The sequence below is a fragment of the Nesterenkonia massiliensis genome (assembly GCF_000455245.1).
GTDB classification, from domain to species: Bacteria; Actinomycetota; Actinomycetes; order Actinomycetales; family Micrococcaceae; genus Nesterenkonia; species Nesterenkonia rhizosphaerae.
In genome coordinates this window covers 11,426-26,411 of sequence record NZ_HG005166.1, presented here as the reverse complement: position 1 = coordinate 26,411, position 14,986 = coordinate 11,426, and the positions used below count along the sequence as shown (strand labels likewise).

Here is a 14,986-nt window from a genome sequence, read left to right as displayed (position 1 = left end):
GCCGGAACTCCCGTGATTTTGGGGGTAGTTTCGGCAGTTTCTTTACGTTCGTTTTGTGCGTGCTGAGGCGAACGGGACCTGTGCCCGCCGTCGGCGCTCTTTAGGCGTGAAGCTTGGCGTGAGCCCGCCGAGTGGAGCCGTGACGTCAGGGACCCGTGCCGTCCGCTGCGCGGAGGTGCGGGCCACGTCACGGCCGTGGCGGGGTCTCCCCGCCCGCGGGACTAACCCAGCTCAGCCCTGGCGGTCGACGACCGCGTCGGCGAAGCTCAGCAGGGCGCGTTTGACCGTGGAGTCAGGCAGCGGCTCAATGGCCGCCTTAGCCTTGGCCGACCAGCTGCGCGCTACATCCCAGGATTCCTGTGTCACCGGATGGGCCACCACTGCGGCCACTGCTTCAGCCAGCGCCTCATCGGAGCTCAGGTCGGCATCAACGAGTGCGAGCGCCTCAGTCGCAGCGGGGTCCCCGGCGTCGGCAGCCCGGCGCAGCAGCAGCACTGGCAGGGTCGGCACTGCTTCGCGCAGGTCAGTCCCGGGAGTCTTACCGGAGGTGGCGCCGTCGGCGGCTAGGTCAATGACATCATCAGCCAGCTGGAAGGCCACGCCCACGGCTTCCCCGTAGTCCTGCAGCAACATGGCGGTCTCTGCCCCGCTGCCGCCGAAGAAGGCACCGAGTCGGGCCGCTGCTGCCACCAGAGAACCAGTCTTGTCCCTGATGACGCTCAGATAGTGCTCGTAGGGGTCTTCGCCCTCGGCAGGGCCCACCGTCTCATGCATCTGGCCCATGACCAGTCGCTCGAAAGTCTCCGCCTGGATGCGCGATCCTTCATCTCCCAGGAGCGTCATCAGCTGTGAAGCCCGGGCAAGAATGAGATCCCCAATGAGAATCGCCACCGAGTTGCCCCACACCTCATGGGCAGAAGGAGCACCGCGGCGTAGCGGAGCGGAATCCATGACGTCATCGTGGTACAGGGTGGCCAGATGGGTCATCTCCATGACCACAGCCGCTTGCAGTACATCATCGCGGATGTCATCACCGGCCTGAGCGCCCAGCTGAGAGCTCAGAATCGTTAACAAGGGGCGGATGCGTTTGCCGCCGGCTTCGGCCAGGTAGCGCGCGGCAGAATTGGCGAGTTTATCGCTGCTGGAAAGCGAAGCGAGCAGCTTCACCTCCACTGCATCAAGGGCATCACTGACCTTGCCGGCCAGCTGCTCGTCATCGGCCAGGACGTCGAAGCCTGCCGGCAGCTTGATGGTCAGGGCGTCCGCTGGTGTCTCTGTCATTGTGCTTTAAGCCTACCGAGTTCTAGACGCCGCCGGTGGCGCTGTGCACACCGTCACCAGCACTGCCGGCTGCGGCGTCGTCGTATCCTTTGACCGCGTAGTGGATGGCCACAATTCCGCCGCTGAGATTGCGGTACTTCACATCACTCCAGCCGGTGTCAGCAATCATCTGTGCCAGGTTGTCCTGATTGGGCCAGGCACGGATGGATTCGGCCAGATAGACGTAGGCGTCCGGGTTGGAGGACACCGCGCGGGCCACCGGGGGCAAAGCGCGCATCAGATACTCGTTATAGACCACATTGAACGGCCGGAAGGTGGGATCGGAGAATTCCATGACGGCAAGCCGGCCACCGGGTTTCGTGACCCGCAGCAGTTCAGCCAGCCCCGTCTGCGGCGAGACGATATTACGCAGTCCGAAGCTGATGGTGACCGCGTCAAAGCTGTTCGCAGCAAAGGGCAGGTTCATGCCGTCGCCTGCGATGAAAGTCATATCTGGCCGACGACGCTTGCCCACCTGCAGCATGCCTAAGGAGAAGTCACAGGCGATGGCGGTGGCCCCGGCGTCGTGGAACGGCTCGGTGGAGCTGCCGGTCCCGGCGGCAAGATCCAGCACGGTTTCACCGGCTTGCACATCAAGGGCCTGCACCAGTTTCTTGCGCCAGCGCTTGGTCTGCCCCAGGGAGAGCACATCATTAGTGATGTCATATCGCTCAGCGACTTGGTCGAACATTGAGGCGACGTCGTCGGGCTTCTTATCCAGGCTGGCGCGGCGGCCGCGGCGGGTGGGGCTCATCACCTGAGCATTCTCCCACAGGGCGGCCGGGCCCTGGGTTGCTGCACACTGGGGTTGAGCCGGGGATCTGCATGCCGATGAGCTGGGGCCGGATGGGCCGGCCGTTAAGTCACGTGTCATAAACTGATCCGGCCATGAACTCCCAGCCCACCGTCCTGCACAGCCATACATATGAAGTGTCTCTGGACGACGCCGGGCTGACCGGTCTGCTTCCGGCACTGACTCCCAGCGGAGTGTGGATCCGTCAGCGCCAGGGGCTACTCGGGCTCGGGGTCGCTGCAGAATTCACTGCATCCGGGCCACGCCGATTCGCTGAACTGGCTCAATCCTGGGCGGCCGTGGACTGGCAGCCGTTGGAGAGTCCTCACGGTCCAGTCAGTGCTGCATTCGCTGAGGCGGCGCATTACCCGGGGGCCGGGCCTGTGGCGTTTACCTCAGTGGCTTTCTCGGAGACGTCTTCCTATGCCTCGCGGCTGATTGTGCCGCAGCTGATCCTCGCGGTCTCTGCTGAGCGCAGTTTGCTCACTGTGGTGGGTGATTCTGCTGCCGCAGATGTGACTGCCCTGCTTACTGAGCATGGCTTAGTCCTCGACGGCGGGACCGTGCGCCTGCTGGATACTGCCGCAGTACCCAGGATCCTGCCGGCGGGCCAGCTGCAGGCAGGATCCCAGTCCGAGCGGCAGTATCTGAACGCTGTCACCGCGGGACTTTCGGCGATCGCGGCCGGGACAGTGCAGAAGCTGGTACTGGCCCGCGACGTCGTCGTTGCTTCCTCTCAACCGCTGCCGCGCGGCGTGCTGCTCTCCCGACTAGCCGCTGACTACGCCGAATGCTGGACCTACTGCGTGGGCGAGGTCAGCGGGGGCAATGAGTCCGTGCTGGGGGCTACGCCGGAGATGCTAGTGAGCCTGCGCGGTGAGCGGGTGTCTTCGCGAGTGCTGGCTGGCACTGTTGACCGGTCCTGGTCTGAGCAGGAGGCTGCTGACCGGCTGCTGCGGAACGCCAAGCAGCACCGCGAGCATGACCTTGCAGTGCAGTCCCTGGTGGAGCAGCTTTCTCCGCTGACAGAGTCTCTGCAGTCCCCTACCGAACCACATGTGCTGCGACTGCCCAATGTGTACCATCTGGCAACCGATGTCAGCGGTGTGCTGGCCTCAGGGAGCGAGGGCGCGCTCCCGAGCCCGCTGCAGGTTGCTGAGCGCGCCCATCCCACTGCTGCGGTATGCGGGACGCCTACCCGGGAGGCCGGGCAGCTGCTGGAGATGCTGGAGGGGCTTGATCGCGGGCCGTTCGCCGGACCGGTGGGCTGGATGGATGCCGCAGGCAACGCTGATTTTGGGATCGCGCTGCGCGGCGGGGTGCTGGAGGGACCCTCTTCCACCACGCACGACGGCGCGGACGCTGCGGCCGCGGAGAACGGGAACGGTGGCCGGCGAATCCGGCTCTACGCCGGCTGTGGCATTGTGGCCGATTCGGTGCCCGAGGATGAGCTGGCTGAGACCCGCTCCAAGCTGCGGCCAATGCTCTCCACCCTGGGCCTGCAGTAGTTTCACCGCTGCGCTTTACCGTTCCAGCTGCGCTTTACCATCCCGTTTCCGTTTTACCGCCCCGTATACGGCAGGGTAAAGCTCAAACGGGATGGTAAAACGGGCTCAGGCTCGCTAGGCATTAGCCGCTCTGACGAGGATTGGTACGAAATAGAGCTCGACGGCGACTACCCGGTGGCCATTCAGCGGGTAGTCGATCATGTGCCGCCGCAGTGGCCCGACGGGCAGCCGCAGCAGATCCATCTGGACTTCTTTGTAGACGACATCCGCGCCGAGCACGCCCGCGTCCTTGAATTGGGAGCGGAGTTCCTCAAAGCCTCCAGCGATCTGGACGCGCCCACCGGATTCCAGGTGTACGCCGATCCGGCCGGACACCCATTCTGCTTGTGCTGGGGCTGGGACACCTGGCGGCAGGAGACCGACGCGGCCAGCTAGAGTTCAGCGACGCGTTCGCTGATGCGCTGGTGCAGGTCCCGCAATCCGACTCGATCGGTGCGCACCTCGATTAGCCGCATGCCTAACCTGTCGTCCGGGTGAGCCAAGGCCTCTCCCAGGTCCTCCAGAGTCTCAGCAAAGTAGTACTCATGGTGGTAGGCATCAGCCAGTGCTTCGATGTCCACGTCCTGCGGGGTGCCGAAGAGTCGCTCCACCGATTCGGCCTGCCCTGATCGGCGGCCCACGGCACCATGTTCCAGCTGATCGAAAATGGCGCCCCCGCCGTCGTTGATCACCACAATGTCCAGCTGCGGGACTTGCTCCGTGGAGGGCAGCAGCAGCGCGTTGACGTCATGGAGGAACGTCAGGTCCCCCACCAGGGCGGTGATCCGCTCCCCAGCGGCGAGGGCCACCCCGCTGGCGGCGGAGAGATTGCCATCGATCCCGGCCAGCCCGCGCAGGGCATATACCGCCCTGGGTCGGCCGCCCGGGCCCGCGCCGTCGAGCGATTGAGTACCCGCGCTGCCGGGCAGACTCCTAGTCAGCACCGCGGTGAGATCTACATCCCGGATCACCGAGGAAGAGCCCAGCAGCAGCGGGGTGCGCACCGTTTCGGCTACGAACTGGGCAGCGCGCACCGAACTGGGCGCGCTGTGCTCCTGCTCGTCCTCACGCAGCACCGCGTCAATCACCCGCTGAGCTGCCAGCCCCGCATCCTGCCAAGCCTGCCGCCAGCCGGCAGCGGCGGTGCCGGTGAGCCCAGCGAGTTCGCGCAGATCGGTGATGATGCGGCGCGGAAGCCGGTGATCATGCCAGGGCTCAGCACCCGGAGCGTAATGCAGCACCTCAATGTCCTGGCGCGCAATGAGCCGCTGCACCGGACGGGTCAGCGTGGGACGCCCGACGACGACGACGCGTTCGGTCTGCGCCACCAGCTGTTCCCCCGCACTGCCCCGAGGTGCCTGCAGCAGCAACCGGTAGGCCTGGATTGCGCCCAGGTCACTCCACCGCGCACCCGAAGTGGGCTCGGCCAGCATCGGGTGACCTGTGCGCACGGCGAAGTCAACGGCCTCCCGCTGGGCCCCGTGCCCCATCACGAACAGGGTGCGGGTGACCGGCTCGCGGGCGGCGTCGTCGATAGTCTGCTGCGCATCGGCAGAGCGCTGGTCCGAGGAACCAGCGGTAGGCTGCAGTGGCTCGGAGTCGAAGCCAAGCCGCTCCCCCAGGGCTGCGGCCTCCAACTGTTCGGCCGGGCTCACCGAGCCTGAACGTGCCTGCTGGTACAGCCGTTCACGCTCTTGGGCCGGGATCACGCCCTTGCGCGCCCAACGTTGGATTCCGGCCTGCGGGGTGGGAACCTCCTCGGGCACCAGCGGGTCTGCGAAACCGATATTCAGGTGCACCGGGCCCGGTGCGCTACGGGCAGTGGCGGTCACTGCGGCACGGACCAGCAGCGCCGCCTGGGTCTCGGCTGCGAGCATGTCATCTCGGGATTCCGGCTCCAGGCGGACCTGTCCCTCGGCGATGAAGGACTGGTCAATATGCAGCTCATCGCGCACCCGCCCGGCAAACATCCCCTGCTGCCACACGGTCTGATTGGCTCCGGTGCCGTGGAGGGATTCGGGTCGGTCGGCGGTGATCACCACCAACGGGATACCGGCCATATCGGCCTCCATCACCGCAGGCAGCAGGTTTCCCGCCGCGGTGCCGGAGGTGGTGACCACTCCGGCGGGCTGACCAGTGGACATAGCCAGGCCCAGGGCGGTGAAGGCAGCGGAGCGTTCATCAATACGCATATGCACGTCCAGCACACCGAGCTGCTCGGCCTCGGCCAGCGCATAGGCCAGCGGTGCAGAGCGCGATCCAGGCGCCAGCACCACGTGCCGCATCGTGAGGCTCAGCCCGCGGATCACGCGGCGGGCCAGCCGCAGGGATTCGGCGTCATAGGAGTCATCAAACTCGCGGAACGGACGCCGGCCAGAAGTCATGGATCCATCCTAAGCCGCAGGCCTCGTCCGGCGGGGCTGGGGTTGAGTTTCACCGGGCTACAACCTGCCGAATAACGCCGGTTTCGCCGCAATCGGCAGGTTTCAGCCCGGTCAGACGCCGACGTCGGCTACGGGAGCTCGTGGTACGCCTGGCGCAGCCGCTGCTCCCACCAGGCCTGACGTTCTGCACCTACCCGGTGTTGGGCAAGGAGCTGCGGGTCGGGCTCGGGAGCGACGACGGCGCCGTCGTCGCCCACTGGCACGGTGAGCGCACCGGAGACCGGGACAAGCCGAGCACTCAACACATCGGCGACCAGCAGCGGCACAGTCCCGAGCCCGCAGGCGAAGGGCAGCTCCGGCAGTCGGGAGGCAAGTGCGAGGCCCGCGGTGAGTCCCACTGAGCTGTCCAGTGCTGAGGAGACTACGGCGTCGAGCCCGGCGCGCTGGACGATCTGAAGGGCACGCTGCACTCCGCCAAGCGGCGGGACTTTGACCACAATGAGATCGGCTGCCCCCAGCTGGGCCACCCGAAGCGGGTCTTGCGCTTTGCGTACGGCCTCATCCGCGGCGATCCGCACCGGCACTCCGGCACGGGCCAGCTCTTCGCGCAGCTGAGCCAGCGGCTCCACTCCAGCCACCGGCTGTTCGGCGTATTCGAATCTTGTCCCGGCGATCGCGGCAATCTGTTCCAACGCCTCTAGGGCCTCCGGGATGCTCCACGCCCCGTTGGCGTCAACGCGCAGCCCGGCACCCGGCAGCGCCTGCGCCACGGCGGCTACCCGGTCCAGATCCTGCTGGAGGTTCTGTCCGGGTTCAGCGACTTTGATCTTCACCGCCGGAATCGTCTCGGCGTCCTGGTACCGGGAGAGCACCTGGTCCACCCCGGCAGCGTCCACCGCCGGCATGGTCGCATTGACCGGCACGTTGTGCCGCAGCGGCTCACCCAGCCCCCTCCAGCCGGCCTCGATGGCTGCAGCCAGCCACTGGGCAGACTCCTGGGGGCCGTACTCGGGGAACGGCGCGAACTCGGCCCAACCGCGCGGCCCGCGCAGCAACATCAGTTCACGAGCGTCTTGGCCGCGAAAACTGGTGCGCATAGGCAGGGAGACGACGACGGCGCCGTCGAGCACCTCGTCAACGCTTGGGTGAGTTGGGCCGGTCATGGGGCCAAGTCTAGGAGCCGGAGCATGCGCAGGTGGCCGGATGGGGCTGGCGGGGCGGAAACTGCGGATCCGGCCGGTGTGGACGGAACCGGAATGTTCGGTGATTATTCAGTCGACCTGGGATACTGGGAAGCATGTCTGCTGCCTCGACTCCGCTTCGTCCGCCTGCCCGGCGCACTGGCTTGTGGATTGCGGGGATGCTGCTGTGCTCGGCACTGTTCATCCTGCTCTACGAGTACTTTGTGCGCACTACCTCGGGGCAGATCCTGGACAACGTCATGCGCATCACCGCGGATTATTTCGAGCATCCGCTGCCGCCGCTGAATCCGGAGAACCGCTGGATCGCGGTTTATATTGTGGCTCCAGCTGCAGTGCTATTCGCCGGGATCACGTTGGCTCGGCAGAAGTTCCTCAGCGCGCTGATTGCTATCGGGACCGTGCTGGCAGCCAATATCTCCACCCAGGTATTGAAGTACGGATGGCTGGATCGCCCTGATCTGGCGAATAACCCGGAGTATTGGACAGCGAACTCACTGCCTAGCGGTCATGCCACTATTGCCGCTTCTGTGGCGGTGGCGGTGTTCTTAGTGGCCAGCCCTCGGCAGCGTCCGTTCATTGGTTTACTGGCAGCCTTCTGGGGCGGCGGCTGGGGTGCCTATATCTTCATTGAGGCCTGGCACCGGCCCAGCGATATGATCGCCGCCTACCTGGTAGTGGCTGTGTGGGGACTGGTGGGTGGCTGGCTGATCATGCGCGTTGACCCCAAGGGCAACACAGTCATCTACGAGGAGGAACCCTCGGTCGCGCCAGCGGCAGTCTTGTGCTGGTTCTTTGGGATCATTCTCTCGGCCGCGGCCGGACTGTGCTTCCTCTTCGCCGGTGGCTGGTCCGGGATCAACGCGGCTATGGACGATCCCACGCTGTGGCACTGGCTTGCCGGTGCGCTGCTGTCCTTTGGCCCGGCGTTCCTGCTGGCTGGGGCTGGCATCAATTTCTTCGGCGCAGAGGCCGGGCGCAGGATGCGCGGAGCCCCGGTGCCGAGCCCGCGCGGTGAGCGGGTCCGTTATCCGGTGCCGCCGGAGTACCGGGAACTCTACGAGCGGGTCTGATTCTTCGCCTGCTGCCGACTGCCAGCGCTGGTGCTGCGCCGAGCGTGGCTGCGCAGAGTATGGCCACTCAGGGTGTGGCTACTCAGGGTGTGGCTACTCAGAGCGTGGGCAGGTGGTCCAGGACGACGTCGTGGTCCATGCCCGTAGCTTCCAGAAGATCCACCACCATGGTGCGCACCAGCAGCACAATGGTCTCCCCTTCGAGGTTGTGGACTCCCAGCCGCTTGGGGTGAAGCTGCACTGCCACGGCTACCAGGGATTTCTGAGCGGCGTTCATTCCGCGGTCGAAGCCGGGCCCGGATTCGGCTACGGCCCGGGAGATCAGCGTGGTGCCTTCAGCCAGGTCCTCCAGAATCGCGGCCAGGTTGCTGGTGCCTTCATCATCTAAGGCGGCGTGGTCGATGGTGGAGACTGCGCGACGGCAGATCACCCGCATGGTGCGCACGGCTAAGTCGAGTTTGTCTGCGGTGCGCTGGATCCGGCGCATGTAGTGCCGGTGCCGCCGGTGTGCCGGGGAGAAGCTGGTGAGTTCCCGGGCGCTGTTGATGGCGTTGGTCAGCTCATCGAGCTGCGGCTGGATGCCGCGGGCCCGGATGAGGCCATGCCAGGCTTCGCGGGAGTCTGAGTCGCGGATTCCGGTGGCGGTTTCGCGTAGGGAGCGGGTGAGCTGGTCGGCGACGGCTTTGAGTTCGCGGATCGGTTCTGAGCGTGGGTCTTTGGGGGTCAGCAGGGCGATCAGCAGTGCGGTGCCTCCGCCCACTACGGCGTCGGCACCGCGGGCAAACGGCCCTAATGCGGCATCTACTGGCGCTGGCAGCATGACCACCAGCAGTGCTTGTAGGCCCATCTGCATGGCGAAGGTGGGCCCGGGGTCCAGAAAACGGGCGAGCATCACTGAGAGGAAGACGACGATGGCGGCGGTGAGCCATCCTGCCCCCATGGCGTGGACGAGCATGTCGCCGAGGAAGACTCCGAGGGTGCAGCCGGCGGCGACCTCGATGACTTTGCGCAGCCGGGGTTCTTTGGTGAACCCCGTGGCCAGCAGGGCGGCGACGGCAGCGAAGATGGGCTGGTCATGTCCGAGCAGGTTCTGCGCCAGGACGAATGCGCCGACTCCGGCCACTGTCATCTGCAGCGCCGGGATGATGGAGCGTTTGGCCCGTGTGAAGCCCACACGCGTGTGGTTGCGGATGACTCGCCCGCTGCTGCGCAGCAGGTGGGTGAAGTAGTTGGCGGCTGATGGGCTCACATGAGGAGTCTATGGGTCAGCCGCGGTGTCTGAGCTGGACTGTCACTGACATCACGAGCTTGGCTTTCACAGGACTTGGGTTTCACAGGTCGCGGGGCTTCCATGCCGCCAGCTGCCCGGGTTCAGTCTTTGAAGAGCAGCGCCAGTGCTTCTGGCAGGGACCCGACTTCGCGGACGGTCATTCCTTCTGGGACGGCGTTGTCTGTGGTGTTTTTGGGCACTATGGCGTGGGTGAAGCCCAGGCGTGCGGCTTCTTGGAGGCGGCGCTGCAGTCCGGAGACTGGGCGCACTTCCCCGGCGAGTCCGACTTCACCGAAGGCAAGGAATCTGTTTGGCAGTGGTTTCTCCAGTGCGGCTGAGGCTACGGCGAGAGCGATGGAGAGGTCTGCAGCGGGTTCGGTGATCTTCACTCCACCGACTGTGGCCACATAGGCCTCAGATTTCATCAGGGCGGTGAGTTTAGCGCGGCGTTGCAGGACCGCCAGCAGCATGGAGACTCGTGGGGAGTCGAGACCGGAGACTGCCCGACGCGGCTGGGAGGCCTGGGACTCGGCTACCAGGGCCTGGACTTCGGCGGTGAGCGGGCGCCGGCCTTCTAAGGTGATGGTGATGCAGGTGCCGGGGACCCGCTCGGTCATCGCGGAGACGAAGAGTCCGCTGGGGTCGGAGAGTGAGGTCAGCCCGTCTTCGCCGAGGTCGAAGCAGCCGACATCATCGGTGGGTCCGTAGCGGTTCTTCACCGCGCGCAGCAGCCGCAGCCGGGAGTGCCGGTCCCCTTCGAATTGGCAGACCACATCCACGAGGTGCTCGAGCATACGGGGTCCTGCGATATTGCCGTCTTTGGTGACGTGACCGACCAGGATGGTGGTCATGTTCCGCCGTTTAGCGGCTTCGATCATGGCGGCGGTGACTTCACGAATCTGGGTGACACCGCCGGCGGCGCCGTCGACTTCTGCTGAGGACAGTGTCTGGACTGAGTCCATGATGGTCAGCTGGGGTGCGACTTCCTCGATCTGCGCCAGCGCCTGCCCGAGATCTGATTCGGCGGCGAGGTAGAGCTTATCTGCCAGGGAATCGATGCGTTCGGCGCGCTTTTTGACCTGCGCGGCTGATTCCTCACCGGTGAGGTAGAGCACGGGCTGTTCCGGGTGGGTTCGCGCCACCGCTGAGGCGGCCTGCAGCAGCAGTGTGGACTTGCCAACCCCTGGCTCGCCTGCCATGAGGATGACGGCACCGGGCACCAGCCCACCGCCTAGGACCCGGTCCAGCTCCCCGATGCCGGTGGCGCGGAACTCGGCCACAGAAGAGTCGACGTCGGCAATGGTCTTAGCCGGTGCGGCCGCGCTGCGGGCGGCGGTAGTCCGCGCCGTGACCTGGCCTTTTTCTTCGACGCTGCCCCATGCCTGACATTCTGGGCAGCGGCCAACCCACTTCACCGTCTGCCAGCCGCATTCGGTGCATTCGAACTTCGGGGTGGTCTTGCTCTTGGCCATGGCACCACAGTAGCCGGGGCCTCTGACATGCGGATGCGGCTTTTAAGGCTTTACCAGCCGGCCACTAGACTTCAACGCTGTGACCACCGAAGATTCAGCCGCTCCAGACTCACGAGCACCCGGCCTGGGCGCACAAGGTCCGAGCGTCCCAGACTCAGGCACCCCGCGTGCTGATTTCACGTGGAGTCCGGATCCCGAGCCGGTGCATTTCCGGTTGGCGCAGTGGTATTCAGAAGCTGCCCGCGATCTGCCGTGGCGCCGTGAGGACTGCTCCGCCTGGGGGGTGATGGTCTCAGAAATCATGTTGCAGCAGACCCCGGTGGTTCGGGTGCTGCCTCGCTGGGAGGAATGGATGCGCCGTTGGCCGACCCCGGCTGCCACTGCCGGGGCATCGGCAGCGGAAATCTTGACTGTCTGGGATCGGCTGGGTTATCCGCGCCGAGCTCTGCGGCTGCAGGCCGCCGCTCAGGCGATCGTTGAGCGCCATGGTGGCGAAGTACCTGGTACCCGCCAGGAGCTTCTAGCGCTGCCGGGAGTGGGCGAGTACACGGCGGCCGCTGTCGCTTGCTTCGCCTTCGATCAGCCGGAGGTGGTGGTGGATACCAATATTCGCCGAGTGCATGCCCGGGTCTTCTCCGGGCATGCACTGCCGGGTAAGACCTATACCGCCCAGCAGCGGAAATTGGCTCAGGATGTGATGCCGCAGACCGCTCACGACGACGGCGAGCTCGCATGCACTTGGAATATTGCAGCCATGGAGCTCGGGGCGCTGATCTGCACTGCTCGGGCTCCGAAGTGCGTTGAGTGCCCTGTACAGGATCTTTGTGCGTGGCGGGCGGCCGGTTCACCTCCGGCGACTGAGGAGCAGCAGACCCGCGGGCAGGCTTGGGCTGGGACTGATCGGCAGGTGCGCGGAGCGATGATGGCGGTACTCCGTACTGGCGAGCCAGTGCAGCGCAGTGTGCTTCTGGAGACTCTGCCGCTGCCGGAGGCTGACATGGAACAGCGCGTGCGGTGCCTGGATTCCCTGCTGCGGGATGGGCTTGCGGCTGAGGACAACGAGCTCGTCGCACTTCCGGGTGTGATGGCAGCGCAACAGGGGAGAGTGCGGAAACACTGAGCCCCATGCAGTAATCCGTGAGGGTTCTCCGCGGGCCGAGCCGGACACAAAAAAGGAAGCCGATGCCCTCGCGGACATCGGCTTCCTTTGTGACGCTATTGCTGCAGCTTAGCTCTCGATAGCAGCCGGTTCCTCAGCAGCCTCGATCTGATCCACCGGCATCTTCCAGTCGAAGGTCAGCTCACGAGACGCACCCTCGCCCTGAACCCCGATGCTGATCTCCGCGCCATGAGGGATCTCGCCGTAGAGAATCCGCTCGGAGAGCTGGTCCTCAATCAGGCTCTGAATGGTCCTGCGCAGCGGTCGGGCACCCATCGACGGGTCATAGCCCTTCTCCGCAAGGAACTCACGTGCCGCGGTAGAGACCTCCAGAGTCATGGCCTGCTCCGCCAGACGGTTGCGCAGCCGATCCACGAACAGGTCCACGATCTTGACGATCTCCTGCTGCTCCAGCTGCGGGAAGACAATAGTGTCATCCACGCGGTTGAGGAACTCAGGCCGGAAGTGCTGGCGCAGCTCCTGGTTGACCTTGCTCTTCATCCGCTCATAGTTGGTGGTGGTGTCCTCAGAGCTGGTGAAGCCGGTCATCACACCCTTGGAGATATCCCGGGTGCCCAGGTTGGTGGTCATGATGATCACGGTGTTCTTGAAGTCCACTACGCGACCCTGCGAGTCGGTCAGGCGACCATCTTCCAGGATCTGCAGCAGCGAGTTGAACAGGTCCGCGTGAGCCTTCTCCACCTCGTCAAAGAGAACCACGGAGAACGGACGACGCCGCACCTTCTCAGTGAGCTGTCCACCCTCCTCATAGCCCACATAGCCTGGAGGCGCACCGAAGAGCCGGGAGACTGTGTGCTTCTCCTGGTACTCGGACATATCCAGAGTGATCATGGCTTCTTCATCGCCGAAGAGGAACTCAGCCAGCGCCTTGGCCAGCTCGGTCTTACCCACGCCGGTGGGGCCAGCGAAGATGAATGAACCGGAGGGCCGGTTCGGGTCCTTCAGGCCGGCACGGGTGCGGCGGATGGCGCGGGAGAGACTCTTCACGGCCTCGTCCTGGCCGATGACCCGCTTATGCAGCTCCTCTTCCATCCGGCGCAACCGGTCAGACTCCTGCTCAGTGAGCTTGAAGACCGGAATACCGGTGGAGAATGCGAGGACCTCGGCGATCAGATCAGCATCAACCTCAGCGATCTCATCATCCTTGGAACGCTCCCAGGCTTCCTTCTTATCAGCCTGCTCCTGGACAAGCTTCTGCTCCTTGTCACGAAGCGCAGCAGCGCCCTCGAAGTCCTGGGCGTCAATGGCGGCTTCCTTCTCCCGCCGGACATCCTCGATCTTCGCGTCGTACTCCTTGAGCTCCGGCGGCGCAGTCATCTTCTGGATCCGCAGCCGGGCGCCTGCCTCGTCGATCAGGTCGATGGCCTTATCCGGCAGGAACCGGTCATTGATGTACCGGTTAGCCAGATTCGCAGCTGCCTCAAGCGCGTCCTCGGTGATGGAGACCTTGTGGTGGGCCTCGTAGCGGTCACGCAGGCCGCGCAGAATCTGCACTGTGGTCTCCACCGAAGGCTCTGCCACCTGGATCGGCTGGAACCGGCGCTCCAGGGCAGCATCCTTCTCGATGTGCTTGCGGTATTCGTCAAGGGTAGTGGCACCGATGGTCTGCAGCTCACCGCGGGCCAGCATGGGCTTGAGGATATTGGCAGCGTCGATCGCACCCTCGGCGGCACCTGCGCCCACCAGGGTGTGGATCTCATCGATGAACAGGATGATGTCCCCGCGGGTGCGGATCTCCTTGAGCACCTTCTTCAGGCGCTCCTCGAAGTCACCGCGGTAACGGGAACCTGCCACCAAGGACCCCAGGTCCAGGGTGTAGAGCTGCTTGTCCTTCAGGATCTCCGGGACATCGCCGTTGACGATGGCCTGAGCCAAGCCCTCCACCACGGCAGTCTTACCCACACCGGGTTCACCGATGAGCACCGGGTTGTTCTTAGTACGGCGGGAGAGCACCTGCATGACGCGCTCACGCTCGTAGTCGCGGCCCACCACCGGGTCCAGCTGCGCCTCACGGGCTGCTGCGGTGAGGTTGCGGCCGAATTGGTCCAGTACCACTGAACCAGCAGGGGTTCCCTCGGATCCCCCGCCCTGGCCCACACCAGCTCCGGCCTTCTCCTGCTGTCCACCGGAGTAACCGGAGAGCAGCTGAATAACCTGCTGGCGGACCTTGTTGAGGTCTGCGTTCATCTCTACCAGCACCTGCGCTGCCACGCCCTCACCCTCACGGATCAAGCCCAGCAGAATGTGCTCGGTGCCAATGTAGTTGTGGCCCAGCTGAAGCGCCTCACGCAGAGACAGCTCCAGGACCTTCTTGGCGCGCGGGGTGAAGGGGATGTGGCCCGACGGCGCGTTCTGGCCGGGGCCGATCTTCTCCTGCACCTTCTCGCGCACCCCACCGAGCGAGATGTCGAGGGACTCCAGCGCTTTGGCGGCCACGCCCTCGCCCTCGTGAATGAGGCCGAGCAGGATGTGCTCGGTGCCGATGTAGTTGTGGTTGAGCATGCGGGCCTCTTCTTGGGCCAGCACGACGACGCGACGTGCGCGATCTGTGAATCTCTCGAACATTGCCAACTGACACTCCCTAAGCAGTATTGCTCCAGGGTTCAAGGCTACGGGTCAGCGGCGGGACTGCCACACCTGTTCGCCACAGGGAAAAGTACGACGACGCCCACCCCGGGCACCTTGTGCCGATACACGCAAAGAGGGCGGGATCCGATCAGCTCGGTCCCCGCCCTCTGGCAGTAAATC

At 64.9% G+C, this 14,986-nt stretch carries 11 protein-coding genes; 4 read left to right on the top strand and 7 right to left on the bottom strand.

From position 1 onward, the window contains the following. Window positions 1-231 precede the first annotated feature (231 nt). Together TX78_RS03280 and TX78_RS03275 are read right to left on the bottom strand one after the other, a co-directional pair. Entirely contained in the window at window positions 232-1,281 is a 1,050-nt protein-coding gene (locus TX78_RS03280) for a polyprenyl synthetase family protein (protein WP_044493723.1), read from the bottom strand. A gap of 22 nt (window positions 1,282-1,303) precedes the next feature. Further along, window positions 1,304-2,074, bottom strand: coding sequence for a demethylmenaquinone methyltransferase (locus TX78_RS03275; RefSeq protein ID WP_044493722.1), 771 nt, complete (start codon window positions 2,072-2,074; stop codon window positions 1,304-1,306). 134 nt (window positions 2,075-2,208) lie between these two features. On the opposite strand from TX78_RS03275, the gene TX78_RS03270 reads away from it, so the two are divergent. Then, window positions 2,209-3,621 carry an isochorismate synthase gene (locus TX78_RS03270; protein ID WP_049897404.1) on the top strand — a complete coding sequence of 471 codons (1,413 nt, stop codon included), beginning with the start codon at window positions 2,209-2,211 and terminating at the stop codon, window positions 3,619-3,621. 27 nt (window positions 3,622-3,648) lie between these two features. Further along, window positions 3,649-4,056, top strand: a complete 408-nt coding sequence (locus TX78_RS13655) for a VOC family protein (RefSeq protein ID WP_158644304.1) — start codon at window positions 3,649-3,651, stop codon at window positions 4,054-4,056. Here TX78_RS13655 and menD read toward each other — a convergent pair. Next, window positions 4,053-6,044 carry a 2-succinyl-5-enolpyruvyl-6-hydroxy-3-cyclohexene-1-carboxylic-acid synthase gene (gene menD, locus TX78_RS03260; protein WP_044493718.1) on the bottom strand — a complete coding sequence of 664 codons (1,992 nt, stop codon included), beginning with the start codon at window positions 6,042-6,044 and terminating at the stop codon, window positions 4,053-4,055. The genes TX78_RS13655 and menD overlap by 4 nt on opposite strands. Window positions 6,045-6,172: 128 nt before the next feature. Further along, window positions 6,173-7,207, bottom strand: a complete 1,035-nt coding sequence (locus tag TX78_RS03255; RefSeq protein WP_044493717.1) for an o-succinylbenzoate synthase — start codon at window positions 7,205-7,207, stop codon at window positions 6,173-6,175. 134 nt (window positions 7,208-7,341) lie between these two features. Here TX78_RS03255 and TX78_RS12500 point away from each other — a divergent pair, with 134 nt between their 5' ends. After that, window positions 7,342-8,316, top strand: a complete 975-nt coding sequence (locus TX78_RS12500; RefSeq protein ID WP_081652537.1) for a phosphatase PAP2 family protein — start codon at window positions 7,342-7,344, stop codon at window positions 8,314-8,316. Between the two features lie 97 nt (window positions 8,317-8,413). Here TX78_RS12500 and TX78_RS03245 read toward each other — a convergent pair whose 3' ends face one another. Together TX78_RS03245 and radA are read right to left on the bottom strand one after the other, a co-directional pair. Next, window positions 8,414-9,565, bottom strand: a complete 1,152-nt coding sequence (locus TX78_RS03245; RefSeq protein ID WP_233722147.1) for an FUSC family protein — start codon at window positions 9,563-9,565, stop codon at window positions 8,414-8,416. Window positions 9,566-9,687: 122 nt separating this feature from the next. Further along, window positions 9,688-11,058 carry a DNA repair protein RadA gene (gene radA / locus TX78_RS03240; protein ID WP_044493716.1) on the bottom strand — a complete coding sequence of 457 codons (1,371 nt, stop codon included), beginning with the start codon at window positions 11,056-11,058 and terminating at the stop codon, window positions 9,688-9,690. Window positions 11,059-11,137: 79 nt separating this feature from the next. Between radA and TX78_RS03235 the strand changes: the two genes are divergently transcribed. Further along, window positions 11,138-12,178 (top strand): HhH-GPD family protein, encoded by a 1,041-nt coding sequence (locus TX78_RS03235; protein ID WP_407635376.1) that lies wholly within the window; start codon window positions 11,138-11,140, stop codon window positions 12,176-12,178. 108 nt (window positions 12,179-12,286) lie between these two features. Here the strand turns inward: TX78_RS03235 and TX78_RS03230 are convergent, their stop codons facing one another. Beyond that, the gene (locus tag TX78_RS03230) at window positions 12,287-14,803 is read right to left on the bottom strand and encodes an ATP-dependent Clp protease ATP-binding subunit (protein WP_044493715.1); all 2,517 of its coding nucleotides are present in this window, start codon (window positions 14,801-14,803) and stop codon (window positions 12,287-12,289) included. Window positions 14,804-14,986 lie beyond the last annotated feature (183 nt).